Source organism: Microbulbifer sp. THAF38, assembly GCF_009363535.1.
GTDB lineage: Bacteria > Pseudomonadota > Gammaproteobacteria > Pseudomonadales > Cellvibrionaceae > Microbulbifer.
Genome location: NZ_CP045369.1, coordinates 1,890,910 through 1,914,193, shown reverse-complemented (window position 1 = coordinate 1,914,193; position 23,284 = coordinate 1,890,910). Strand labels below are relative to the sequence as shown.

The following is a 23,284-nucleotide window of genomic DNA, read 5'->3' as shown; positions in this document are numbered from 1 at the left end:
CTGCATAAGATATTTACTAAGAGTAGTAGATATGCATTAAGCGAGTCATTAAAATATAAATTATTGGTACAAATGTACAAAAGTCTACTCTAAGAAAACTCAATAAAGTTGGGCATTTTCTCCGCTTTATAATAATTTGGGAAGGGCATATACTCCTAAGCATCCACCAGCACCCGCCAAACAACCCCATCATCCGTCAGCCGCTTGCGCACTGCATACTCCACACCGCCAAGAGTAATCACCGCCTCGGAGTTGTAAGCCCCTACCTCACTGACCAGCAGACTCAACTCGATACGCGGCACCCGCACACGTTCCTCATCTTCGAACTCGTCGATCTCTTGATCTTTAATCACTCGGCAAGTAATAGGTTCAGCACCGCTACCGTCTGTATAGATAGCAGGCTTGCCCCATTTGCGAAACGCGCGCTCTGCGGCTCGTTGGTCCAGATCCATGGATCACCTAGGCCTTCACGGTGCCCGGTACGCCGGTAAACTTGACCGCTAGGCTGGTCGCGCCATTCCCTGCGGATTCCGCGGCAAAGGCGGTAGGGCCGGTGATATCGCCGGTTGCGGCTGTTGCAGCACTATCGTCAAAGGCTGCAGCAGAGATATCCCAGGTGAGTGACTCGCCCTGGCCAATCACTGCACCGGATACCTTGGGCACCGTAAATACGCCATCAATAGCGATCACCCCGGATTCACCCACGGCGATATCATCCATCGCCACACCCAGGACCGCACCTGCGATTACCACCTGGCCAGAGGTAATCGCTGCGCTGGTGTTGTTGGTGAAATCGAGCATGCGCCCGTCTTGTACAAAATTCGTAGCCATATTCTTTCTCTCAGTGGGTAAAGCAGTCGAAATAAAAAAGGCCGCGTATTGCGGCCCTTTCCGGTTTAATCTCAGTTGGAATTGAGGTTAGGTCTTGGGTGTTTTCACCATGCCTTTCGCATCCCAGGCTTTCGCAGCGGCATCCAGGCGGACTTTGAATTCCACCCCATCGACACTCCAGCCATTTTGCTCTTCTAAAACCGGGGCCTGCTGGCCATCCAGATAGAGCACTTCGATGGTGTCATGCGCTACCGGGTCGGCATTGAGGTACCAGCCGTTATGTCCGCTAAGGCGCGCATCAGAGAGCACTTCGGCGATATTGCGCACGCTGTTCGGTGTGGTGTTGTTTTTAGTGGATTCTCCCACTTCGAATTCGGATTCCAGGGCAACCTTTGCGCTGCCCTCGTCGGCAATATCACAGAGCAGGAACTTGGGCCGGATATTGAGCACTGCGCTGCCATCCTTTTGATTACCCATCAATACCCGTGCGGCGTCGATGCTGGCGGTGTTGATTAGAGCGGCGCTGGCCAAGTTGCCATGATCCGCATGGAACAGGGCTTTTCCATCTGCCATTTCGGGATTGTTGAGCAGGATACTGAATACCAGATCCCCCACGGTGCGCACAGCGGCGAGGCCCATCTTTTGCGGGATTCGGGTGAATGCGCCCAGGTCGTCATTAATGATGGCCTGGCGAGTAATGGAGAAGAGTTCCCCGTAAGTGGCTAGTGCGGCGGTCTCGGCGCGTTCGCCGATACTCACATATTTAAATTCTGCCCCCGGTGCGACTTGGCGCAGTGAGGGGAAGCTGCCCAAGTCTGTGCGGGTGGTGAGTTTAAAGTCACTGAGGTTGCCGACACTGGTAAAGCGCGGGAAGATTTCCTGTGCTTCTTCATAGCCTTTGAGCATAGATTTATTGGCGATATTGCCGAGCACCGTTGCGAAGTCACCCGAACTATGGGTAAAGGCTGCGGCGACCACACCCATTCTGTCGAGTCCGGACAAGCTTTGGCCGTGGGCCTGCATGAGGATGCGGGCAATCTCCATCATGGTGTAGCCACTGAGTTCATTGCCTTCTGTGCGCTTTTCACCGAGGGCGCGCATGGCAATCGCATTTTCGGCATCGGCTTTTAAGCGCTTAATGCCCTCACCTTCATGCACCACTACGCTGTAGCTTTGCACGGGGGTTGGGGTTTGGCTGCCGAGGGCTGTGAGCAGTTTGTCTTTGGCTTTTTCGGCGGTGCAGTCCATATCATTGAGACATTCCTGCATCACAACACTATGTGCTTCGAAGCCTTTAAATACGGCTGTGATAGTGTCTTTGCGCTTTTTCTCATCCGCGGCAAATTGCGCTCTGGCATCGGCGGCAATCTGCGCTTTCATTTCTGGGGTAACCTCGGGCGCAGCGGTTGCAGCTGGCGTGGTGGAGGTAGTTTTAGGCATGGCTTGCGCTTCCTTGGTTTGGGTTTGGGGTTGGGGTTGGGTTGAGTTGCCTGCAACCGCAGACGGGAATCTAAATTCAGTGGACCCCTACACAACCAATGCACTAATGGCTTGAGGGGTATTTTTGAATTGGTTTAAGTGATCGGCACTGAAGCTGGCAGCCATTTCCATTGCTGCGGTGGTATCGGTGGCAAAACCGGCTTCCACGGCTTCGGCGCCGGTATACCAAGTCTCGTCATCCATCACTTGGCTGATTTCCTCATCCGACATGCCGGTGCGCGAGGAGTACAGGCTTTTCATGGTGGTTTTCACTTTTGCCAGTAGGCTCTTGGTTTTTTCCAGGGCGCGCTCATCGCCTCGTACACCGGCACTGGGGTTGTGCACCATGTAATAAGCGTTTTCGGCAATGTGAACCGTGTCCCCGGCTAAGGCGATCACACTGCCCATACTGGCTGCGATGCCTTCAATCCAGGTTTCCACCTCGGCTTTGTGATCTTTGAGCAGGTTGTAAATGGCGGTGCCGTCGAACACATCCCCGCCAGGGCAGTTGATATGCAGATTGATCTTGCTGACATCACCGAGCGCTTTGAGATCGCGGGCAAAGTCTTTTGCAGTCAACTCCCAGTAGCCGATGTAGTCATACAAATAAATATCGGCTTCACTGGTATTGGCGGCAGCGGTGATGCTGTACCAGGACTTATTCGGCATGGCTGCCTCCTATTCAGATTCAATTTCTTGCGCGGGTACGGCTTCGCGTTTGGTTGGGGTGGTAATGTCGTTTTGTTTGAGCTTCCGCTGCCAGGCAGCAGTTTGCTTAATCACATCATCTGGCCTTTTGCCACGGCGGCGGATGGTCTGCTGTGGGCTGGCCAGTACATTTTCCAGCAGGGTTTCATCGGCGCTGGCTTCATGGACCGGGTTAATCCAGGGCATCACCGGGGTAATAAAATCGACATGCATCAGCGTGGATGGATCGACATCACTCGGCACTTTGAAGGCATCCGCCAGTAAAGCCATTTGCACCCAGCGGCGGGTGGCCGGCTCTACAATTTCCTCACAAAATTCCAGGCTGAGGGTTTCGTAATTGGTCCACTGCTCCACCAGCTCCTGGCGTTGCGAGCTATAAGTCCCGTTGTAGTTTTTGCTGATACTGCTAAAGCTGGCCATGGTGCCGGCGGCGGCCATGCGGTGCATGGTTTCTAAAAATGGCGTTAGCAGACCACTGGGGCGATTGCTCTGAATGGTGCCGACTGATTCCCCAGGGCGGAGATCGTCATAGATGGCACCGGCACGGATATCGAGGGTGCGGTTTCCTTCATCATCCCAAGTATCATCATGCTGGTACTCAGTAGGGCTGCCCTTTTGAATAAAACCCACCATGGCTGAGGCAATCTTGGCGGCAACGCGCTCGTTTTCTTCATAGTCTTTAATATCAGTAAGGCGATTCATCACCGCGGCAAAGATGGAAGCCCCACGGGTTTGGTGCAGCCTGCGCACAAACTTAAGGTGCTCAATATTTTTGGCACTATGGAACCTGCGCTTCATACGCCAGTTCAATGAGGCACCGGGGTGCTCGTCGTACAACCAAAACCCCGCGGGCTCGCCCCAGGCAGACTTTTGAATGCCTTGAACAATGCGCTTGCTGGAGTCGCTGTAACTGACCGGTAAGAAATCCGGTTCCAGGCATTCGATGGTGTAAGGCACATTGGTACGGTGCTTTAAACCGGGCACTGTGCCCTGCAGGTGCCGCATTAAAGTTTCACCATCGCGCAGCCAGGTATTACACAGAAGCCGCTGCGCTTTGCCCCAGCTGAACTGCCGAGTACATTCCGGGCGCCGTGCCCATTCCTTGTGGGCATCATTCATTTGGCTGGCGAGGCCGTCATGGATATCGCCATCCCAGGTTTTGGGCTGGAATTCCACATCGATACCGCGCGGGCCGACAATGTTGTTCACCAGGGTGGTGAGAATGCCAAAGGCAAAATCGTGGTTTTGCTCCAGGTGCCGGGCTTGGCCGCGCAGAGTTTCCACGCTGCCTCCCAGTACCAGATCACCACTGCGGTTATCACCGGGGTTTTTGCGCAGGCGACTGGGGCGCGCGGCTTCATAGGCGGCGGCGATCTCCAGGGCGCGCCGGGCTTGTACACGGCGCAGGGCAGCCTCGGGTGCAAAAAACCCGATAACAGAATCTAATTTATTCATTAATTAAAATTCGCGTAGGCGGGCCCAGGGCGTTTGCCGGCGGCCTTTAAGGTTTCTGCAGTTGCTCGGCGCTCCCACTCCTGTCGGCCCGCGCGGATCTCTTGCAGGTTCTCGGCAGTAAATTGGCGGCCGTTAATGACCGTGGTTTTTCCGGCGAGCACGTCTATCTCGGCCTCGATATAGAGGTCGACCATGGCTTGTGCGGTTTTAGACATTTAACTATCCAGTAGGGAGCCGGCTGGCTGCGCAGGCTGCCTTGGTTTTTTCGGGACTGGTTTGGGCTGTTCGGGTGTTTGTTGAGGTTCGCTAAATAGCGTGCGCTGGCCCAGGCGCGATTCGATGGTGGACCATTTTTTCTCGTTGTATTTGTGCATGCCCATGGCGTGGGCGGCGTGTAGGGCGTAGACCTCGGTATCGGTGCCTTCATTGGGGCGGCCGGGACGCGGTTGCCAGGTTTCCCGGCCTTTATTTTTCTTACTCGGTGCTTTGACTTCTGCAGTCACCTGCTCCCAGTAGTCCTGGCGCACATGCTTGCAACTGTGCATGTAGGCACTGGTGCCCAGCAGGCGCTTGGCCATCAGGTCTTTGGCTTTGTGGGTGCCCACGATATAAACCTTTACGCCGTAACGGTCGGCTTTGGTGCGGCGCTTGGGGTTGTTAAAATCCACCTGCCGGGGCTGGTTAAAGATTTCCTTGGTGCCGAAGTCGTTGCTGTCACCTTTGATGGCCATCACCAACACACCGCGATATTTTTTATCGCGGGTTCGCACCCAGTGATACACCGCATTGCTGGTGCCGCCATCGCCGGAATCAATACTGACTGCCGCTGCGCGGATCTCGCCGAAGCGCTCGTGCTCAAAACTTTGGAACACCAGCTTATCCAGGGCATCCCAACAATCGTCGCGCTTGTCGGCGGTATCGCCATCGATCTCGCCCCAGTACATCTGCCAGGATTCTTCATTGCGGCCAAAGGCGCGGATGCTGATTGCCAGGCGGTCGTGCTGTACATCGATGCCGACCGTTACCAGCAGACCACCGGCAGGGCACACTAATTCCGGGTAATCCTCGGCGGCCTCTTGTAGTTTTTCGTGGTCCAGCAAGCGGCTGGCGGCATACTGGTAGGGCCTGCCCAGCTTGTTGTTCTGAAAAACAATGCGCGCGGATTCATCACCGCTTTTGGCTTCGTGTTCGGCTTCGAGAAAATCCCGCACCACATCGGCGAGGCCGGTGCCGGGAATGCACACATAGAGTTCCGATAGCTCCATAAAGGTTTCTATCGGTTCGATTTCATGCTCGGTAAAATCCTCGCCGCACTGGGTTTTCACCCAGCCGGCAAAGTCATCGCCATTTTCCCGAGCGGTTTTGCAGGTCTGCAGAATATTGGCCTGGCGGCGGTAGTCATCCCAGGCGCTGCCACAGTGCGGGCAGCTATACACCGCGCTTTCTGGCTGGTGCAGGCCGAATACCGGGTGCGGCGTGCCGCCCTCTTTCTCCAGCCAGCTGACATTTTCCCAATCCAGTACATGGGAATCGCCGCAGTCGTGGCAGGTCACCGGCAGCACGCGCATGGTGCCGAGCTTGGTGTAGTGCTCCACTTGGGAAAGGTCGGCAACGGCCGGTGTGCCACCGATAATTAATTTCTTATTGCGCATGCGCTTGAGGCGTTCGCGCAGGTGGCGAATGGAATCGCCCTGATCGCCGACGTCTTTATTGGTATCGTCCGGCTCCTCCACATAGCCCCGGCGGGCTGTAGTGGATTTCACATTGGAAATCGAGTTGGAGCCAATGGTACGCACCTCACCGCCGGGGAATTTCTTGCGCGTTGAGCGGCTACCGCCTTTGCGGCTGGTGGTGACATCGATCACCCGATTCACTGCTGGCGAACCTTCGATAATCGGCACCAGCTTTTCATCCATAAACAGCCGGCCTTTTTCATCCTTGGGAAACAGCATCAGGATGCGGGCCGGGTCGGTGACGGCGACCTTACAGATATCGGTAGCCAGCAGAACCGTCCAGCCGATCTGCGCGGCTTTCTGCATTACCACCATCCAGGACACCGGACTATCCAGTGCGTGCATTACGCCCCAGAAATAGGGCACATAATCGTTGCGGTAATAGCCGGCGTTGTCGCTATCCTCCGAGGGCAGTTTGATATTGTTTGGCAACCACTCGATCAGCGGGATTTTAGGCTGCGGTATCCAGGCCTGGCGCACCTCCTGCACCAGCCTCTTCAGATTCAATCTCGTAACTGCCAATAGCTTTGAGGGCAGCGTCAATGTTTGGCTGTAGGGGTTCTCGATCGACGGTAATGGCATGCTGACTTTCGATAGCAATAACGATGCTTTCTACCGCTCCTATAAATTCATTTTTGCCAATGGTGGACCACTCCACCATCGCCTTGCGTACGGACTCAATATCGAGGATTAACTGATCGTCCTTATACAGCTCGCGCATTTTCATCTGAGCATTCACCTCAGACTCAATGGCTTGGGCCATATCGCGGCGGCTGCGGGCGTCGCTAACCTGGCGGCCAGCGGCTTCTGTTCGTAATCGCTCGCAGTACTCCTGAAGCCAAACCCGATAACTGGCAGCTTCAGTAAAGACCCCTGCTTTAAAGTGCTTTGCAATCGCCGGCTGTGATGCGCCCACTAAGCGAGCCAAACCAGACTGAGTGGCCTGATCATCCAGTGATAGGTTGTCAGCCAAGGTATAACCCCCTAGGAAATTTCAGATAGCTGTTAAAAACACGGGCCCGAATTGCTCGTGGGCTGGGTCGCCCAGGAGGACCCGTTCATCAACGCTTTGAAGTCTTGATTGCATGGTCCATTGCCTTATCAAGCTCTATCGGCAGGTGCCGCCGAGCAATACCCTGTGCAATCCCAACAAAAGGAAAGCGCTGGCGGTAGTTCGGCCTGCCTTTAAGGAAAATAAGAATGGGTTTAGCAGTTGGATTGCGCTTACCACCAGCCCTCTTCCACACCCCATACCACTGCTTGTTACGCTTCCCATTAACTTTTCCGACAAAATATTTAGACTTGGTGCCATTCACACCATCAGCTCCACTCTTTTTAGCGCCGGAGTTAGCACGCAGCTCTGCCAGGATCTTCTTATAGGTCGCAACCGAAATGTTGCCATGCTTGTTCAAACGGGCTTCCTTCCCATGCACTACATACATCCCGCTCGGTAAGAGTCCAGCATGCCGAAGCGCTCGCTCAAAGCGTTTATCAATCCGGTTCTCACCAATCACTGACGTCGCTAAATACTCACTAGGTGCCGTGCCGTTCGGGGCCTGATCGCGAATAAAGACTTTGGCAACACCCGTGCGCTTAGTGGCTTTTTTTACCAGTACAGAGTTCAGTGTCAGCTTCGCCGGGTTTACAAATATGCGCCCAATTGCTGCGCGCTCTTCTCCCCGTATACGAAACGCCACATTATTCAGCGCTACGGAACTGGCATAGGGCAGCTGCTTTTTTAATTCGGCTGAGGCCTTATCAAACTTTGAGGTATCGAGCTTTACACTAACGTCCATCGTCCCCGTCCTGCTGCCTTTCCTGCAGTTTCAAGCGCTTATGGTTGTAATACCAATTCACAATGAACCAACTCAAAGCAATCAGGAAACCACCTACCGCCAATAACTCTTGTGCGGCATATCCACCGACAACCGCTGTACCCGCAGCAACCGTAGTGGTTGCACTGGCGACCTTCTGAACCATGGCTTCCCTCGCTGCCTCTTGAGCTACAGTGTTCACCGCTTAACCTCACTCACCCACGACTTCACGAAATAGAAACCGATGATGATGCTGTAAGGCTGCACAACCACATCAACCAGCAGGCCCTTTAGGTCTGCTACAAAAGGGGCTTTGAAAGCCATGGCCGCCGCAATCAATAAAACCAGTAACGCCCAAACCAATGTCACCAGAAAGGCAATTAATCGCCGTGCCCGGTTCTGCGGCTGCGTGGCTTCCAGGTATTTGAGATACCAACGGGATTTTTCCTCATCGGTAAACCACACCGCATCCACGGTATTTACAGTGGCATCCAGCACTTTGCCCGCAGACTCTGGGCCAGCAAATAAACCCTTAACTCCAGACCAAATACCCATCACGGATACTCCGGCACATAGTGCGTAATTGTTAGATCAAACTCAGGCGGCAGCAGCTCTCGCAGCTGCTGCATGGCCTTGCGGGATTGCGTCACCCACCAACCACCGGGAGCCAGGTTAGAGCCAATACCAATGCAGCCCTGCACATCTGCAGAATAATTTGCCGTATGGATTAGGATTTTTGAACGACCTGGGACTTCCTGTAGCTCCCACACATTGGAGAACCTCGGTGAGTTATAGGGATTACAGGAATAAACCCCTTCAGGAATACAGCTCTCGAACGGACGATTCCCCAACTACGGGCGCTCAACCGTATAAAACACACAGTCACGCACTCTCAGCCGCCCCAATGTGGCATCAGGCCCATAGGCGAAACGTTGCAGATTGCAGTTCATGAATTTCAGCTCGTAGAGCTAAGGAATAAAAAAACAGCGCCCACAAGAACGCCGCCAAGTACAGGTGATGGAGCAATGAAAAATAGAAAGTCAGAAACGAAAAAACCCGGCTGGGGGAGCCGGGTTTATTGCAAAGCGGAAAAAACCGCATGCTAGGAAATTTATACCTATTCAGGACAAAACTGTCAACAGACTACTTTAAATCGCTTTTTGACCCTTTTACTCCAACCCAAATACTACTCCAAAGCTCTTCCCCGCAAATGAGTTAAGATAAGCAACTTAAAATATTCTGAAAAACCCTTACCCTTAGACGGCTGCCATTAACATTTACATATGTCAGTCAATAACTAAAACTTCAAGTTCAAGGAAATAACAAACATCACCTGAGCGACCAGCAGGAAAACTTAAACCACTGGAAAATCTATTACCATGCGGCTTAATAAAAAATAAATGCGTTGGCTCTATTTCATCTCTTACATTGGGAATAGGAGAAGCTCCATAGCGAGCATTATAAGCTTCTAGTGTAAAATAGGATATTTCCTCTACACCACTCTTCATTATGGATCTCAGTGTTCTAGATACACTATACCTATCATCTAGACTTACCTTATACACAAGCTTATCTATACTCATACCATTAGGACTAGAAGCATAAGCTTCTACTTTATCTCTAAGTAAGCTCATACAATTGTCTAATTCAGCACCCATCCTTGCTTCATCTCTAGTGCTCTGATCTGCACTATCAATCTTCGAGATTTCTTCATGGCTTGAATTATTATTCACCTCCATGTAGGAAGTATCATTAGAAGATAAACTGCTTATGCTTAACAACATTAAAAAATTATATAAAAATAGTTCATGGGAAATTTACGTCCAATATTTTCATGTGCATACATTCGCTCAATAGCTTTAGAAATTAACAGCGTAAAAAAACCGGCTCAAAGGCCGGTTTTATTCTGCAAAGCGGAAAAACCGCACGCTAGGGAATTTATACCTACTCAGGACAAAGCTGTCAACAGGCCTTTTTAAGTCGACTGCGGTACTCTTGCACCAACTCAGACACCGGCCCCAAAGCTCTTCCGGGCAAAGGGTCCAGACGCCGCTGTAAGCGCTTCCGAATTTTCACCCACTCTCTATCCCAACGCTTTTTGTCACACCCTAATATTTTACGTGCATGACCTAGATCTATTGATCGCCCATTCACATCCCGCAACGCACTCGCGCTAATACAAAATAACGCCAACTGGCTAACCTTATCCCTCGGATGCGGCTCCTCCCACTTGTCGAATTCAGACATCAGATACTGCAACAGCGCCGCCCGCTCTTTAAATCTTTTTGCCGGTGACACATACGCAGCCATGCCCCAGCAGATCGCTTTGTCTCAGTTTTGCAATCACGTCGAATGATTCCCTGCTCACAGGAATCCATAACTCGGTTACCGCTCACCTTACTCACAATCGTTTCAACACCACTCACCCGAGGCGCATCAATTCGGCCGAACACTTGATTTGCCTTTCCCTATACCTCATCACGAATTAAAACTTTACGGCTCCGCCGGGTGTTTGAGGTGACGGTACTCCTATTGCCCATTGCCTCATAATCAAACGCTGAAGCAGAGCCATCAAAGGCATCATGCCAAGCCTGTCTCGTTGAATCGAATCTCATGCCCCCAAGACTGTAAACACTAACCTCAACTGGCCCGACTGGGCCCTATCACGCGGCCAACTGAAAACTATTGGCTTGGTGCTCGGGGCTTATCAGCTGGTATCTCTCAATATCTCACCGATTGGACGGTCTCTCGCTCGCTGGGGGGGCATTATGGGAGCAAACCTCTCCCGCCTCACCCAATTGCACCACACAGCCAGCTGGGCATACCCTGACAGCCTGATTATAAAATTCTCTGGTCAGCTGCCAATCTTCGGGAGACCAGTTCCGCGCCTGGATACGGGGCGGGTTCCTGGCAAAGAAGTAAGTTTTTGCGCGGTCATCATTGGCTTCTACACTCCTGAGTCAAAAAAATGAGTCCATTAATATGGGCTTTGTAAACCAAAAATCAGAACAATATTTTTTTTGCCATCTCAACTTCTATAACACCGCGAGAAACGCAATTTAAAGTAAGATTTTTAGCCAGCTCTCCCGGTAGATACTCTCCCTGAATGTTTGAGCGAACAATCACTGCTCTATCATCGACTACCACATTAAAGGCCACCTCTGTCTTGGTGTGATTGTCATCCAAATAATCCACCCCTTTAGCCGTACCACAATGGGCCTGATTCGGCAAAAGCTTCCAATTTTTCAGAGAAGTAGAGATATAACCCGCCTCTAAATCGGCAGATAAAATTTGAAATCCGTCTCTCAACAAGGCCTGTCTCGCCTTACTCAATACCTCCTGCTTATTAGAGAAGTGCTCTATTGCGAAATACTCGCTAATTATCACTGGCGTATCATTCTTTACAGCACAACCCTCTAAGCCAGGTAACAGTAGAACTCCTACTACCAAACCTCTTAGTTTTTTCATTCTTATCCTCCGTGAAAAGTACACTTCGAGCATATCAAGGGTATTAACCTCGAAAAAATAACTTATGGATAACAACCCAAATATTACCTTTCAGAAACTGTAATCGTTAACCAAGGATAGGGCACCCAAGTGAACACCGCTAAGCCGTTCAGACTATTGGCCCCACGCCACGCCGAAGCGCTGACACACTGCGCTCGCGACCTCTTCAATCGTGAGCCCACCCAAGCTATGCAGCTCTCTGTGACCAACAGCAATAACTTGCTGGCGGAGTGGTTTTACAAATTCCAACTCCGCCCCACAATTCTAGCCATTCACTTTCGCAACAACTGGGAGGAAATCGCATGACCGGAGCACCGGTAGGGAATATGGAAGCGCAAAAGCAGACTCTCGAGGCCAACCGAATCCCCTATGTAAGCCGCAAAGATGGCTCACCCGCACTTACCTGGGAGATGGTCAATCAAGCCACTCTGGCACGCGGAGCATTAAAGCTAAGCCCGACAGGCAGCAACCTACCTGAAGGCTTTAACCTGGGAGCAGCAAGCTGATGGGCAGGAGGCGTAACCCCGAAAATGCATGGATGCCACCGCATGTAGCCCGGTATAAAAACGGTTACCGATTTCGCAAGCATGGAGAACCAACCAAGCATATTGCCGGCCCCGACGCCTCCCAGGCTGAGGTCTGGGTTGCCTGTGAGAAATACCTAGCCGGCCTAGTTCAAAAGACCTTTACCTTCGCAGATTTGGTAGAGCTCTACTTCGCCTCCCCCCAGTACACCAAACACATAAAACCGCAGACTCAAAAAGACTACTACCGCTACAGCCAGCGAGTCCTCGCAGTATTTGGGGAAATGGAGCCAGACACCATCACCTCCCCGCTAGTGCAGATGTTTATGGATGCACGCGGTGCTGAGTACCCCACCTCCGCCAATAGAGAGCGAACCTTTCTCGGCATTGTGATGAAATGGGGCAAAGCTAGAGGGTTCGTGAAGATCTAAGACCCCACAGCGGTAGTGAAAACAATTAAAGTAAAGCCCGGCGGGCGCTATGTAGAAGACTGGGAATACCAAGCCTTTTGGCAATGGCTAGGTGATCGCGGCCACGTGATGCACCAGTGCGCTATGGAAATCAGCTATTTGTGTGCAGCCAGACAGCAAGATGTTCTCGCCCTTACCCGCGCAGACATCCAAGAAGACGGCCTACTTATTGTGCAAGCCAAGACAGGCAAAGCCCAACTAAAGCTATGGAGCTCAGCCCTCAAAGAAGCCGTTGATCGCGCAGTAGCCACTAACATCGAAGCACAAATCCAAACCACTCATATCATCCGCAGCCGCGCAGGCCGCGCCTACACCCGCACTGGGTTCAATGCCATTTGGCAAAGAGAACAGCGAGCAGCACTAGCTGCTGGGGTAATTAAACAGCGCTTTCATGATTCGAAGATCAAAATAGCAAATGACTTTAAAGGGGATGCTTAATAATTTACTGAGCATAAGGCGTGATCTATGACTGAGAAGCATAACTGCATGTAGATCGGGTGATGCACCTGCGCACAGCCAAAACTACCCAGGCAGGCTGTGCTAACAGGTTGCAACCCCTCTCTTAGGCTTTTTTAAGGCCTTCCAAATCAACCAAATATTACGGATAGCCTATTTAGAAGGCTCATTATTAGTTGATAGCAAACAATTTTTCACTATTAATATACTTAAACTAAGGAGCCTGTAAAAAACTTGGAACAATACTCTGCCCAAAATGATAATCACCCTGACCATCACTTTCTTCACCAGCACCCCAACAGCTAACACTACCGCTATCAATTACACAAGCATGAGTCATTCCAAGGGTTAGTGAAGAAATATTGTTAAGATTTTGAGGTACTATTCCCTGCCCAAAGTGGGGCCAATTATTTGTATCACTTGAACCAGCCCCCCAACAAATCAATTCACCATTCTCGAAGGCACAGCTATTATAAAAGTAACCAATTTCGAATAGATCTGGAAGAACCACAGTGTCTGGCACTTTATTCTGTCCATAGCCATCAGCCGTTCCCCAGCAGCTCAAACCCATGCTTTCAGCTGCACAGGTTATTAATCTACCAGCTCCAAAACTGGTAACTGATGATAAACCACTAGGCGTATCGCTTTGCTTCCAATGATTTGATCCCCAACATTGCAATCCTGCCTCATCAAGCGCACAGGTATGAAAGAAACCAGCTGAAATATCAGTAACTACGCCTAAACTATCGGGAACTCGACTCTGGCCAACATCTGCCCCAAAACCATCAGTATTTGACCCCCAACATTTTACTTGCCCATTAGAAAGTACGCAGGTGTGCTCATATCCAGCAGCTAGCTTCGAAACATTGATAGTTCCTTCAGGCGGAGATGCCTCTCCATTAAAATTACGCCCCCAACATGAAATACCATTCTCATCAGCCGCACAGGTATGATATTCACCAGCGGCCAAATGTGTAACATCACCGAGGTGGGCAGGAACTTTAGCCTGCCCGACATCATTCAACCCCCAACAATAAACCGTCTCTTGCTCTAATGCGCAGGTATGAAAAGCACCAGCATCTATAGTAGATGCCTCCCCGCTAAATGATTGCTCAACAGTAACTTCCATATCAAATACTGGACTATCAAAACTTCCATTATGAAAAGTCACTTCAATCTTATAAATACCAGCATCTTTATAGCCGGGCCCTAATATAAGATCTATTTTCCCACTATCTGACTGTACAATTTCCCCAAATTCGGGAACCGTTGATGATGTAACTGATACTAGACTTCCAATTTCAGCCGAAAGAATTTCATGAGTAGTTTCTGTACCTTCGGATACAATTATTTCTTCAGGAAAAATTATTTCAGGGATAAAATCAGCCTGTGTTACAACTATTTCAAATATGACTTTCTGCTTCCTGAAACCATCGTTTAATTCAAAATCAACAGTATAGACTCCAGCTGAGCCAAATTTTGGAGCCAACTCAATGACCAGGTCATTGGACTCACCAATAAATATATTTGCAAAATCAGGGGCAACCAAGTTGTCTATATGGACTTCATTTGCACCAATTCGATTGACAGGTATTCGCGAGACTTCACTGCCAGCTTCCTCAATTGAAAAATCATTCAGGTCATCAATCATTCCTGTAGAGCTACTATTTACCACCCGAACTGAAAAGGAAGTATTTGTAACACCTTCACCGTCAGATACGTCAATACTTAAATGGTATTCTCCCTCATCACCGGCTTCTGCTGCAAAGATCAATGATAGCTTTCCGTTATTATTATCACTTGCAGAAATGAACTGAGGCAGATTTTCAATATTGAAAGATAAAGAGTCACCATCCGGGTCTTCAGCAGATACTTGAAGGGTCAGATCGACACCAACTTCCAAGGTGAAATCTTGAATCCGATTTGACACTACTGGAACTCGGTTTTCCTTATTAGCCGTTTCGTTGCTTGATGGACCTTTCTTACTTGACCCTCCATCTTTACATGCTTGCAGGGCAAAACAAAAAATCAACAATAAAAGGGGAAAATAATGATTTGAGAACTTCACGCTATAATATCTTTGTATTAAAAATTTTGTTGCACACCATGTGTGTACAATACTTAGTTAGAGTTTATTACCCTCCAAAAATTGCCACCGCACTTTCAACATCTAAGATTTAAAGCACTAGCGGTAATTTCGGAAATTCGAGAGAACAACAGCCTATGAGAATAGCGACTTCCCTTCGCCAACCTCAAAAGCAAGACTTTATTAGTCTCTAAATATTAAAGGGGCAAACTTTCTGTCCTCACCACACTTATATGGATAGGCAAATAGAAAAATGAAAAAACCCCCACATCAAGCGAGGATCCTCCTCCTGAAAAACAAAAAATACTAATTCATTTGTTTATATAAGGCCCCTTTAAAAAAGCTCCTACACTACCACTGATAGGCCAGCTTTACGGTCGCACCGGTAGTATTATCATCATAATACGGCCCATCATATGAGCTAGCACCCGCATGAATAGCAGCGCCAAGGACAAAAGAAGACTCAGAAAACCCTGAAAAGTAATAGTTGTAGAGCAAAGCAACACCGTGATAGCGCACCGCGCTATCACCAGCATAATCAACCTCAACAAGCCCCAAGAAAGTCCCTAAAGAGTGACTATCAGAAGATACAAGGTGCTCCCAGCCTAAGCCCCACCCCGTGACTGAACCAGCCTGATCGGAGAAGCCCTTCCAACCCAAAGAGCCGAAATACTTATCTTTACCGCGGTTAATCGAGTACTTTGCTCCTAGCCCAGCATGATCCACACCAACGCCTAATGAAAAATTTGAGTCCCCAGCCGCAGAGGCGAACATAGAACAAGTTAGGAAAAATACGGACAGCAGATACTTCATTACAGCTCCAAGCTACTTCTTAGTGATTTCAACAGGGGGGGTACCGCCAGATGGACATGACTCACGATCTGCCAAAATTAAACCTCAATATAGATTGAGGCCAAAATTGGCACTATGAATTGGCACCACGGGGCCAAAAACTAAAAAACCCCGCACTAGGCGAGGTTTTAAGTCCTTGAAAAACAAGGAAGAATCTGGGGTGGCCGACGGGGATCGAACCCGCGACCTCAGGAGCCACAATCCTGTGCTCTACCAACTGAGCTACGGCCACCATAAAAGTGATATACTTCAGCACCTTGTGGCAGTACTGATTGCCGGATATCTCTTGCAGCCAATCTGGCTTCAGACTAAGTCCTTTTTGCCAAACCAGCACCATCTTGTGTAGATGGCACGCCCGGCAGGACTCGAACCTGCGACCATCCGCTTAGAAGGCGGATGCTCTATCCAGCTGAGCTACGGGCGCAAGGTGAACCCGGAAAATTGGTCGGGGCAGAGGGATTCGAACCCCCGACATCCTGCTCCCAAAGCAGGCGCGCTACCAGACTGCGCTATGCCCCGTTTTTCCAATCGTTCGCACCTCTTTGACTTTGCTAACCGCCCCGTAGGTGGTTGTGTAAGTCGCTGTAGCTGCGAAGTGCGTGCATAGTAATGATACCCCCGGCCCATGTCAACGCTTCTAAGCTATTATTTTTAAAGAAGTTTATCCATTTGCCTATCTGGGCCCAGAAGTGGCGAAATTATTTCCAACCTGTGCGAAAATGGCGCACTTCGCGAATCCGACCGGATAAAAAGTAAGCAGCTCCTAAAAGCCGCCTGCTTCCGCCCTTCTATATACAGTAGGTGCTGGAGCAGACTCCGGTCTATTAGCCATCGATTTTTTATTGTTAGAGATAGCATCTATGTCTGCACTGGTTCTGGACGGCAAGGCCCTGGCACAGAAAACTGAAGAAGAACTCTCGGCCCGGGTAGCCGTACTAAAGGAGAAGAGCGGTGGGCAAACGCCAATCCTGGCGACCATCCTGGTGGGTGATGACCCCGCTTCCGCTACCTATGTAAAGATGAAAGGCAATGCTTGCCGCCGCATCGGCATGGATTCCATGCAGGTGGAATTGCCCTCCTCCACCACTACTGAGGAGCTACTCGCCAAGATTGAGGCGCTCAACGCCAACCCCAACGTCCACGGCATCCTGCTCCAGCACCCAGTGCCGGCACAGATCGATGAGCGTGCCTGTTTCGACGCGATTAGCCTGGAGAAAGATGTAGATGGCGTAACCTGCCTGGGCTTTGGCCGTATGGCAATGGGTGAAGAGGCCTATGGCTGTGCAACCCCTAAAGGCATTATGCGCCTACTGGAAGCCTACAATATCGAAATGGAAGGCAAGCACGCCGTAGTTGTGGGCCGCAGCCCTATCCTGGGTAAGCCGATGGCTGCCATGTTATTGAACGCCAATGCCACCGTAACTATCTGCCACTCCCGCACTCAAGACCTGGCCGAACATATCCGCCGCGCCGATATCGTAGTGGGCGCCGTGGGCAAACCGGAGTTTATTAAGGCTGAGTGGATTAAAGATGGCGCTGTAGTTGTGGATGCCGGCTACCATCCAGGCGGAGTGGGCGATATTGAGCTGGGCCCGCTAACTGAGCGCGTTGCCGCCTACACCCCGGTGCCCGGCGGTGTTGGCCCCATGACCATCAATACCCTGATCTACCAATCTGTCGATTCCGGTGAGCGTAAAATTGGCTAACCTGATTCGTCTGGATAAAGCGGTCAGCCAGGTCACTGATCTCTCCCGCTCCGATGTAAAGCGCGCCGCCTGGGCGGGGCGCATTACTGTGAATGGTGTGACAGTCACGGATGCCTCTACCAAGATACAGCCCAGTGATGAACTGTGCCTGGATGATGAGCCCCTGCATGAGCCGGGGCCCCGCTATATTATGTTGAACAAGCCTTTGGGCTATGTAAGTGCCACCAAAGATGGCGAGCACCCTACGGTGCTGGACCTGATTGACGAGCCCAACAAAGCCAAGCTGCATATCGCCGGGCGCCTGGATATCGATACCACCGGGCTGGTTCTGCTCACTGATGATGGCCAGTGGTCCCACAAGGTGACTTCACCAAACCACCACTGTGAGAAAACCTACTACGCTCTGCTGGCAGAGAAAATTGAGGAGGATGCAGTGGCAAAGTTTGCCAAGGGTATCTGGCTCAATAATGAAAAGAAAAGAACCAAGCCGGCCAAGCTTGAGATCCTCTATGCCAACGAGGTGCGCATCACCATCGGTGAGGGCCGCTACCACCAAGTCAAGCGTATGTTTGCCACCCTGGGTAACCGGGTAATCGAACTGCACCGGGAGAGAATCGGCGATATTTTCCTGGATGAAGAACTCCAGGAAGGCGAATACCGGCTGTTAACTCCTGAAGAAATCGCTTCGGTACAATAAAGACTATGTCCTCGCTTCTCCTCCAGGAAATCTCACAGGTGCCGAGTGAAACCCTGTGGATCGCCGATGAAAACAGCAAGCCCTTGCTACAGCCGGGCTTTCATTTCGAAGGCGATCTCCTCACCAATCGCTGGGATATTGCCGAGCGGGCCCAGGGTAAGGTTGGGCGCAGCTTCTATAACGACTTTCACTTTGAAGAGCTGGACCGCCGCTATCGCCGCATTGTTTATTCAGTTTCTAAAGAGAAGGCCGTCGTCCACCATATCATCAATCAGGCCCCCCGACTCCTTGGGGAGGGTGGCGAACTGGTGTTGCTGGGAGAAAAGCAGAGCGGCATTAAAAGCTATGCACTGAAAGTTGCGGAGCGCCTGGGTAGCGGTAAGCACCTGCAAAAATTCGGTAATGATTATTGCAGCGTTAACCGAGTGGAGCATCCTCAGGGTGGAAAGCTCATCGCTGAGGAGGATTACCCGCAGCTGCGCAGTCTGCCAGAGTTAGGCGGCCTCTACAGTAAGCCCGGTCTGTTCGGCTGGAACAAGATTGATAAGGGCAGCGCCCTGCTGGCCCAGCAGCTCACCACCGAGCTGCCCAAGGAAAACGCCCAAGTAGTGGACCTCGGCTGTGGCTACGGCTACCTCAGCACACGGCTGGCTTCACTGGGGAGCTTCCACTTTACCGCCACCGATAATAATGCCGCCGCCCTACTCTCCTGTAAGAAAAACTTTCAGACTCTGGGGATAAAAGGGGTAGTACTACCCTCGGATGCCGGAGATGAGTTTGAAAGCGGCGCTGCTGATCTGGTGCTGTGCAACCCGCCCTTCCATCAGGGTTTTCAGGTGGAGGGCGATCTCACCGATCGATTTCTGCAACAAAGCGCACGGTTATTGAAAATAACCGGTACGGCGCTCTTTGTGGTGAATGAGTTTATTCCGCTGGGAAAAAAGGGGCCGCGCTACTTCTCTGAAGTGCAGTTGATCACCAAAGAGAAGGGCTTCTGTGTGTACCGGCTGCGCCCTTAGGGCGCAGTTTGCCGGCGTCTAAATAAGGCGAGCAGTCGCCAGGACAACAAATCATGCTTGCAGACTAACGCTATCTGCTAATTCTGCAGAATTGGCGGAATTGGCGGAATTGGCAGAATCAATAGTCGCGCAAATTAAACAGATTCATAGAGAGGGTGTGCTCCTCCAACTCCTCCAGTTGCCGCAAGCGTTCGAAAGCCTCACGCGCAGAGGGAGTCTCCGCCCCTTGGGCCAGATCCCGGTATTGATCAGCCAGGTAGATCTCAATATCCATTGCCAGTTTGGCAATGTCGTCTAGATTATCGATATCGATACTGCGCAGACGCTGCAGGAACTCCTTCTCGCGCCCTTCTGGGGCAAATTGCACCCAGGTATGCAAGGCACCAGGGGGTAGGTCGGCGTGGAAGTTCTCCAGCGAGTGCTTCATGGAGTCTTCCCGTCGTCGAAGCTGATCTAAAAGCAGCTCAACCCGCTTGTTGGTGGCAAGCTGCTCATACTCTTCGTATTGCAGCGCCAATTTGGCATGAAAATCCCTTCCTTCCTGAATAACTTCCTCAACTGTTTTGTACCGCATTAACGAGCCCTGGAGTAATAAGTCGCTAATGTCAGTATAGACAGACTGTGAGAAAGGGCGCCAACAAGACCCCACAAAAAAACGACAATGGCATTTTTCTCCCTATCTAGCTTGCCGTTTGGGCACACCAGTCAGGAAACTCAACGCAAAATTCGGTGATGGGTATAAAGACGACAGCTGGGGCTACTGGGATTGATTTTACCTGGAGCACGGGCATTCAGTTCTGACAAGGAAAGTGTCTTTCTACTCACCGCCAGGATATGGTTTTCATATTGGGGCATATAGGCCATCCAGGCGCCACGTAGGCGATTGCGCAAAGTTTTTTGACGCCAGGCACTGCCTCGAAGCTCCTGGAGATCGCCAAAATTGCTGACCAAAACACCCTCCTTGTGTAGGAGGCGCATTAGACTGGCACACCATTCTTGATTTGCGGGTACGGCACGCTGTGCCACCCCCTGGAAGTGACCAAACAAATCATCGATCACCAGATCAAACGGCTCACTGGAGGGGTTTTCCAGGTAATCTGCTACATACTCTTTGGCATCGGCATGCACCAGCTCAACATCCTTAACACCGAAGTAGCGGCGGGCTACTTGCAGGTGAACCGGGTCCAAGTCCACACCAACAATGCGCTCTGCTGAGGTATAGGCCTGCAGCAGGCGAATCAGGGCACCCCCCCCCACCCCCAACAGCAATACCGAATTCAGACGCTTCTCTGGGAGAAAGAAGGCGGGCAACATAAGCAGCTCCCACAGGGAGCCCTTAAGGGGGTCGCGGGGATTCCACTGGGAATGAAAAACCCCATTACTGTACAAGCGCACACTGGCGCCGTGGTTGCGCACCTCGTAGCGGGTGTCTCCCACCTGCTTCTGCCACAACAGCGCCATTAGCTTTTCGGCAGGTCAGAGGATTTCAGCAGAACCTGGGCAAAGCCCTGTAAGCCGGCAAGGTCTTCCTGAGTGAAGCGGGCAACGGTGGGGCTGTCGATATCGAGCACCCCAAGGCAGCGGCCGTTATTATCGTAGAGCGGAATAACCACTTCAGAAGCAGAAACCGCATCGCAAGCGATATGGCCGGGGAACTGATGTACATCTTCCACTAGCTGGGACTCACCCGTGGATACCGCTGTGCCACAAACCCCGGCACCTACCGAAATCCGAGTACAGGCGGGCTTGCCCTGAAAAGGCCCCAGACGCAGTTCATCACCATGCAAAAAGTAGAAGCCCGCCCAGTTGATATCTTCCAGTTCCATAAACAGTAAGGCGCTGGCATTGGCAGTATTGGCCAGCCAATCATTCTCCGCTGATAGCAGGCCTTCGAGTTGACTATTGAGCGATGTGTAGAATTTATTTAATGACATTGGCCGGGGCGCCCCCTCACAATCAGTGGCTATAAAACGCATTTGCCAGATACAGCAAACCCGCAAAATACCTGGCACGGTGTGCGCCAAGAGGCAGGTATTTTGCGGGCTTTACAGCAGGAATCAACCGGTGAAGGTAAATTACTGGTAGGGGTCCAACACTTCCTTGTCCGCAGTCTCCTTTTGATACTGGTCCGCATCTATAGTGGGGCGCGACCACTCATCACCCTCACCCTGCCCTTCTCCCGAACGGATTGCAGGTGGGGCCGTAGTAACATCGGAGGCCATCAGAGCGGAGCGTTTTTGCTCGAATCGCTTTTCCACTACCGGTTTGGGCGGCATGGACGGGTTGGACTCCCGGCGGATGCGATTGGCCATAGTGGACAAATTCGGCCGGCGACGCTCTGCGAGCTTCACGGCTTCCAGCTCGCTGTTAAGTCGATTGACCTCCGCCTGCAAATCCCCCATCTGCGCCTGCAGCTCGGTAATCTGGGTCAGCACACCTTTAACTTTGCGGCTTTCCTTCTCATATAAAACAGCGGCGCCGCCAAAGGCCAAAGCAAAAATGACCAAAATGGAAAACTGACGCATAGAGATCTCCAGGAACTTCCCTTGTTATTTTTAAAGGGCATTTTTACCGTAAATTTCCTGTATCTTCCGAGATCTTGCGCATAAAAAACAAGCTTGAAAGCTGACTGAAGCTATTGCATGGGCCACTGGGCGATAAAACTGTAGAGAAATTTATCGATTAGCGACAAAGGCAATCTTTCGTAAAGACTATGGAAGGGTTTCCAACAATGCACCTAAGTTGGCAGCCTCCTGGTCCACAAAAGAAGTCGTTGTCGAGAGAGCCGGGATCAAATATTGATCCGCGTATTGGCAGCCAATCATTTCGATGGGTTTTTGCCCTAGTTTTTCTGCCAAGTCGGGGCAGTGGGCTTTGCCAGTGCGAAGAGAGTCGAGCAATAGGTCGTAACCGGGGCGCCAACACTGTAACTCAGGAAAGCTTCTTCTCAATGCGGCAGCAATCCGCAAGCCTTCATAGTCCAGATCCCCCCAGAAAAAAACTGGCAATGGACTCGAGTCATCGCCATACCACCATTGGAGAAATTGCTGTCGAGACGCTTTATCGACCACATTAAATGTACTAAAGCGAGCAATGCCAGGATTGCGAATCCGCTCCGCGCCGCCCTGATAACCCTCGCTATACACCAGGGCCGTGCGGTTGGGCTGCAATTCAGCGAGGCTGATAAAAGTATCTTGATTCTCTATAAAAATCACCTGCGTAAACTGTTCCGGCAGGTAGGCGTGAAGTAACAGTTGGCGCTCGCGAATTTTTCGGCTCAGTTCCGGAAACAGGTTACGCACCAGGGACTGGCGACTATGTAAATCAAGATATTTGGAATCGCCTTTAAAGCAGCGCGCGGCCAATTGCCGCCAGGAGATTTGCTCAGCAAATATTAACTCCCGGCCTACTGAGACCCAACAAGAGACCAACTCTTCAACGGAGTCGAATCCCGGCTGGAGTTCCAACCCCTCTATGGGAAAAGCAGCGGGGTTCTCAAAACGGTCGACATAGGGTTCCAGTAAGCTGGTCCAGGCAGACTGGCGCAAGTTGGGGGATGGGCGATCGAGCCAAAGGCGCAGCTGCTCTTCACTGGCATCCTTAAAGATCAGCTGGGCGCCCTGCCACTCTGCAACACCCGGTCGCCGTTTGGGATTCGGCTTTACCGCAAAGCATTGATACTCACTGGCAAAGTACTGGAGCTCACTCCACAGTTCCTGCTCATCCTGAGTGGGGTCCCTGAGCGGCTCAAGTACTTCTTGCCAGCGTTTACTGCCAGCGCGCAAATCCAACCTGAAACTGATGCGGGCTTCCTTGCCACGTTGCAGCTGGCTGTCCCGCCGATCCAGAATAAAATTCAGGATACCGATTAACAGCGGGTTTTCCTCTACCCAATAGGGCAATGCCTTTTCCATCGGTTGCCTCCCTGCCAATGGGGGGGGTTCCCC

At 51.1% G+C, this 23,284-nt stretch carries 29 protein-coding genes and 3 tRNA genes; 7 read left to right on the top strand and 25 right to left on the bottom strand.

The window, feature by feature from the left end; all coding sequences use genetic code 11:
• Positions 1–155: 155 nt before the first annotated feature.
• The 15 genes from FIU95_RS08185 to FIU95_RS08115 all read right to left on the bottom strand — a co-directional run bounded on the left by FIU95_RS08185 (position 156) and on the right by FIU95_RS08115 (position 11,488).
• Complete coding sequence (locus tag FIU95_RS08185) at positions 156–452, bottom strand: hypothetical protein (RefSeq protein ID WP_152453162.1); 297 nt, start codon at positions 450–452, stop codon at positions 156–158.
• Between the two features lie 7 nt (positions 453–459).
• Positions 460–831 (bottom strand): DUF2190 family protein, encoded by a 372-nt coding sequence (locus FIU95_RS08180; protein WP_152453159.1) that lies wholly within the window; start codon positions 829–831, stop codon positions 460–462.
• Positions 832–918: 87 nt separating this feature from the next.
• Complete coding sequence (locus tag FIU95_RS08175) at positions 919–2,271, bottom strand: Mu-like prophage major head subunit gpT family protein (RefSeq protein WP_152453157.1); 1,353 nt, start codon at positions 2,269–2,271, stop codon at positions 919–921.
• An 87-nt stretch (positions 2,272–2,358) separates the two neighbouring features.
• A complete protein-coding gene (locus tag FIU95_RS08170) occupies positions 2,359–2,979 on the bottom strand; it encodes a head maturation protease, ClpP-related (protein ID WP_152453155.1) in 621 nt (206 codons plus the stop codon).
• Positions 2,980–2,988: 9 nt separating this feature from the next.
• Positions 2,989–4,473: a phage portal protein gene (locus FIU95_RS08165; protein WP_152453153.1), complete on the bottom strand. Its 1,485-nt coding sequence runs from the start codon at positions 4,471–4,473 to the stop codon at positions 2,989–2,991.
• The gene (locus FIU95_RS08160; protein ID WP_152453151.1) at positions 4,473–4,688 is read right to left on the bottom strand and encodes a primosomal replication protein PriB/PriC domain protein; all 216 of its coding nucleotides are present in this window, start codon (positions 4,686–4,688) and stop codon (positions 4,473–4,475) included. Before FIU95_RS08160 ends, FIU95_RS08165 begins: the two co-directional genes overlap by 1 nt.
• Positions 4,689–6,713: a terminase gpA endonuclease subunit gene (locus tag FIU95_RS08155; protein WP_172975353.1), complete on the bottom strand. Its 2,025-nt coding sequence runs from the start codon at positions 6,711–6,713 to the stop codon at positions 4,689–4,691.
• The gene (locus FIU95_RS08150) at positions 6,658–7,179 is read right to left on the bottom strand and encodes a hypothetical protein (RefSeq protein WP_152453147.1); all 522 of its coding nucleotides are present in this window, start codon (positions 7,177–7,179) and stop codon (positions 6,658–6,660) included. The genes FIU95_RS08155 and FIU95_RS08150 overlap by 56 nt, the downstream gene beginning before the upstream one ends.
• Positions 7,180–7,267: 88 nt before the next feature.
• Positions 7,268–8,002, bottom strand: a complete 735-nt coding sequence (locus FIU95_RS08145; RefSeq protein ID WP_152453145.1) for a hypothetical protein — start codon at positions 8,000–8,002, stop codon at positions 7,268–7,270.
• On the bottom strand, positions 7,992–8,222 hold the full coding sequence (locus FIU95_RS08140) for a holin (RefSeq protein ID WP_152453143.1): 231 nt from the start codon (positions 8,220–8,222) through the stop codon (positions 7,992–7,994). The genes FIU95_RS08145 and FIU95_RS08140 overlap by 11 nt, the downstream gene beginning before the upstream one ends.
• Positions 8,219–8,575, bottom strand: a complete 357-nt coding sequence (locus FIU95_RS08135; protein ID WP_152453141.1) for a hypothetical protein — start codon at positions 8,573–8,575, stop codon at positions 8,219–8,221. Before FIU95_RS08135 ends, FIU95_RS08140 begins: the two co-directional genes overlap by 4 nt.
• Positions 8,575–8,871 carry a DUF5675 family protein gene (locus FIU95_RS08130; RefSeq protein WP_152453139.1) on the bottom strand — a complete coding sequence of 99 codons (297 nt, stop codon included), beginning with the start codon at positions 8,869–8,871 and terminating at the stop codon, positions 8,575–8,577. The genes FIU95_RS08135 and FIU95_RS08130 overlap by 1 nt, the downstream gene beginning before the upstream one ends.
• Before the next feature lie 435 nt (positions 8,872–9,306).
• A complete protein-coding gene (locus tag FIU95_RS08125) occupies positions 9,307–9,759 on the bottom strand; it encodes a hypothetical protein (protein WP_152453137.1) in 453 nt (150 codons plus the stop codon).
• Between the two features lie 223 nt (positions 9,760–9,982).
• Complete coding sequence (locus FIU95_RS21445; protein ID WP_253868968.1) at positions 9,983–10,267, bottom strand: hypothetical protein; 285 nt, start codon at positions 10,265–10,267, stop codon at positions 9,983–9,985.
• A gap of 756 nt (positions 10,268–11,023) precedes the next feature.
• Positions 11,024–11,488, bottom strand: a complete 465-nt coding sequence (locus tag FIU95_RS08115; protein WP_152453135.1) for a hypothetical protein — start codon at positions 11,486–11,488, stop codon at positions 11,024–11,026.
• Between the two features lie 129 nt (positions 11,489–11,617).
• Between FIU95_RS08115 and FIU95_RS08110 the strand changes: the two genes are divergently transcribed.
• The 4 genes from FIU95_RS08110 to FIU95_RS08095 are packed head-to-tail and all read left to right on the top strand — an operon-like array spanning position 11,618 to position 12,959.
• Complete coding sequence (locus FIU95_RS08110; RefSeq protein WP_152453133.1) at positions 11,618–11,833, top strand: hypothetical protein; 216 nt, start codon at positions 11,618–11,620, stop codon at positions 11,831–11,833.
• On the top strand, positions 11,830–12,033 hold the full coding sequence (locus tag FIU95_RS08105) for a DUF4224 domain-containing protein (protein ID WP_152453131.1): 204 nt from the start codon (positions 11,830–11,832) through the stop codon (positions 12,031–12,033). Before FIU95_RS08110 ends, FIU95_RS08105 begins: the two co-directional genes overlap by 4 nt.
• Entirely contained in the window at positions 12,033–12,482 is a 450-nt protein-coding gene (locus FIU95_RS08100) for a hypothetical protein (RefSeq protein WP_152453129.1), read from the top strand. The genes FIU95_RS08105 and FIU95_RS08100 overlap by 1 nt, the downstream gene beginning before the upstream one ends.
• A 15-nt stretch (positions 12,483–12,497) precedes the next feature.
• The gene (locus FIU95_RS08095) at positions 12,498–12,959 is read left to right on the top strand and encodes a tyrosine-type recombinase/integrase (RefSeq protein WP_152453127.1); all 462 of its coding nucleotides are present in this window, start codon (positions 12,498–12,500) and stop codon (positions 12,957–12,959) included.
• Between the two features lie 232 nt (positions 12,960–13,191).
• Here FIU95_RS08095 and FIU95_RS08090 read toward each other — a convergent pair whose 3' ends face one another.
• The 5 genes from FIU95_RS08090 to FIU95_RS08070 form a co-directional block, all read right to left on the bottom strand.
• Complete coding sequence (locus FIU95_RS08090; protein ID WP_152453125.1) at positions 13,192–15,045, bottom strand: Ig-like domain-containing protein; 1,854 nt, start codon at positions 15,043–15,045, stop codon at positions 13,192–13,194.
• A gap of 369 nt (positions 15,046–15,414) precedes the next feature.
• Entirely contained in the window at positions 15,415–15,876 is a 462-nt protein-coding gene (locus tag FIU95_RS08085; protein WP_152453124.1) for a hypothetical protein, read from the bottom strand.
• Between the two features lie 195 nt (positions 15,877–16,071).
• A tRNA-His gene (locus tag FIU95_RS08080) sits at positions 16,072–16,147 on the bottom strand.
• A 115-nt stretch (positions 16,148–16,262) separates the two neighbouring features.
• Positions 16,263–16,339 (bottom strand) — tRNA-Arg (locus tag FIU95_RS08075).
• 18 nt (positions 16,340–16,357) lie between these two features.
• Positions 16,358–16,434, bottom strand: a tRNA-Pro gene (locus tag FIU95_RS08070).
• Positions 16,435–16,775: 341 nt separating this feature from the next.
• Between FIU95_RS08070 and folD the strand changes: the two genes are divergently transcribed.
• Genes folD through FIU95_RS08055 form a run of 3 tightly spaced genes read left to right on the top strand, consistent with a single transcriptional unit; the run spans position 16,776 to position 19,337 of the window.
• Complete coding sequence (gene folD, locus FIU95_RS08065; RefSeq protein WP_152453122.1) at positions 16,776–17,621, top strand: bifunctional methylenetetrahydrofolate dehydrogenase/methenyltetrahydrofolate cyclohydrolase FolD; 846 nt, start codon at positions 16,776–16,778, stop codon at positions 17,619–17,621.
• Positions 17,614–18,318, top strand: coding sequence for a 16S rRNA pseudouridine(516) synthase RsuA (gene rsuA / locus FIU95_RS08060; RefSeq protein WP_152453120.1), 705 nt, complete (start codon positions 17,614–17,616; stop codon positions 18,316–18,318). The genes folD and rsuA overlap by 8 nt, the downstream gene beginning before the upstream one ends.
• Before the next feature lie 38 nt (positions 18,319–18,356).
• Positions 18,357–19,337, top strand: coding sequence for a class I SAM-dependent methyltransferase (locus tag FIU95_RS08055; protein ID WP_253868965.1), 981 nt, complete (start codon positions 18,357–18,359; stop codon positions 19,335–19,337).
• 118 nt (positions 19,338–19,455) lie between these two features.
• Here the strand turns inward: FIU95_RS08055 and FIU95_RS08050 are convergent, their stop codons facing one another.
• From FIU95_RS08050 to FIU95_RS08030, 5 genes are all read right to left on the bottom strand, one after another.
• Complete coding sequence (locus FIU95_RS08050) at positions 19,456–19,911, bottom strand: hypothetical protein (protein ID WP_152453116.1); 456 nt, start codon at positions 19,909–19,911, stop codon at positions 19,456–19,458.
• A gap of 140 nt (positions 19,912–20,051) precedes the next feature.
• Positions 20,052–20,798 carry a methyltransferase domain-containing protein gene (locus FIU95_RS08045; RefSeq protein ID WP_152453114.1) on the bottom strand — a complete coding sequence of 249 codons (747 nt, stop codon included), beginning with the start codon at positions 20,796–20,798 and terminating at the stop codon, positions 20,052–20,054.
• Positions 20,798–21,271: a GAF domain-containing protein gene (locus FIU95_RS08040; RefSeq protein ID WP_152453112.1), complete on the bottom strand. Its 474-nt coding sequence runs from the start codon at positions 21,269–21,271 to the stop codon at positions 20,798–20,800. The genes FIU95_RS08045 and FIU95_RS08040 overlap by 1 nt, the downstream gene beginning before the upstream one ends.
• Before the next feature lie 141 nt (positions 21,272–21,412).
• Positions 21,413–21,862, bottom strand: coding sequence for a capsule biosynthesis GfcC family protein (locus tag FIU95_RS08035; protein WP_152453110.1), 450 nt, complete (start codon positions 21,860–21,862; stop codon positions 21,413–21,415).
• Positions 21,863–22,048: 186 nt separating this feature from the next.
• Positions 22,049–23,251: a Wadjet anti-phage system protein JetD domain-containing protein gene (locus FIU95_RS08030; RefSeq protein WP_152453108.1), complete on the bottom strand. Its 1,203-nt coding sequence runs from the start codon at positions 23,249–23,251 to the stop codon at positions 22,049–22,051.
• Positions 23,252–23,284: the final 33 nt, after the last annotated feature.

Coding starts and splice junctions, on each gene's coding strand:
- FIU95_RS08135 (WP_152453141.1), bottom strand. CDS start 8,575: ATGGGTATTTGGTCTGGAGTTAAGGGTTTATTTGCTGGCCCAGAGTCT.
- FIU95_RS08100 (WP_152453129.1), top strand. CDS start 12,033: ATGGGCAGGAGGCGTAACCCCGAAAATGCATGGATGCCACCGCATGTA.
- FIU95_RS21445 (WP_253868968.1), bottom strand. CDS start 10,267: ATGTCTGAATTCGACAAGTGGGAGGAGCCGCATCCGAGGGATAAGGTT.
- FIU95_RS08050 (WP_152453116.1), bottom strand. CDS start 19,911: ATGCGGTACAAAACAGTTGAGGAAGTTATTCAGGAAGGAAGGGATTTT.
- FIU95_RS08160 (WP_152453151.1), bottom strand. CDS start 4,688: ATGTCTAAAACCGCACAAGCCATGGTCGACCTCTATATCGAGGCCGAG.
- FIU95_RS08105 (WP_152453131.1), top strand. CDS start 11,830: ATGACCGGAGCACCGGTAGGGAATATGGAAGCGCAAAAGCAGACTCTC.
- FIU95_RS08045 (WP_152453114.1), bottom strand. CDS start 20,798: ATGGCGCTGTTGTGGCAGAAGCAGGTGGGAGACACCCGCTACGAGGTG.
- FIU95_RS08175 (WP_152453157.1), bottom strand. CDS start 2,271: ATGCCTAAAACTACCTCCACCACGCCAGCTGCAACCGCTGCGCCCGAG.
- FIU95_RS08040 (WP_152453112.1), bottom strand. CDS start 21,271: ATGTCATTAAATAAATTCTACACATCGCTCAATAGTCAACTCGAAGGC.
- FIU95_RS08145 (WP_152453145.1), bottom strand. CDS start 8,002: ATGGACGTTAGTGTAAAGCTCGATACCTCAAAGTTTGATAAGGCCTCA.
- FIU95_RS08165 (WP_152453153.1), bottom strand. CDS start 4,473: ATGAATAAATTAGATTCTGTTATCGGGTTTTTTGCACCCGAGGCTGCC.
- FIU95_RS08180 (WP_152453159.1), bottom strand. CDS start 831: ATGGCTACGAATTTTGTACAAGACGGGCGCATGCTCGATTTCACCAAC.
- FIU95_RS08030 (WP_152453108.1), bottom strand. CDS start 23,251: ATGGAAAAGGCATTGCCCTATTGGGTAGAGGAAAACCCGCTGTTAATC.
- FIU95_RS08185 (WP_152453162.1), bottom strand. CDS start 452: ATGGATCTGGACCAACGAGCCGCAGAGCGCGCGTTTCGCAAATGGGGC.
- FIU95_RS08170 (WP_152453155.1), bottom strand. CDS start 2,979: ATGCCGAATAAGTCCTGGTACAGCATCACCGCTGCCGCCAATACCAGT.
- FIU95_RS08035 (WP_152453110.1), bottom strand. CDS start 21,862: ATGCGTCAGTTTTCCATTTTGGTCATTTTTGCTTTGGCCTTTGGCGGC.
- FIU95_RS08125 (WP_152453137.1), bottom strand. CDS start 9,759: ATGGAGGTGAATAATAATTCAAGCCATGAAGAAATCTCGAAGATTGAT.
- FIU95_RS08115 (WP_152453135.1), bottom strand. CDS start 11,488: ATGAAAAAACTAAGAGGTTTGGTAGTAGGAGTTCTACTGTTACCTGGC.
- FIU95_RS08085 (WP_152453124.1), bottom strand. CDS start 15,876: ATGAAGTATCTGCTGTCCGTATTTTTCCTAACTTGTTCTATGTTCGCC.
- folD (WP_152453122.1), top strand. CDS start 16,776: ATGTCTGCACTGGTTCTGGACGGCAAGGCCCTGGCACAGAAAACTGAA.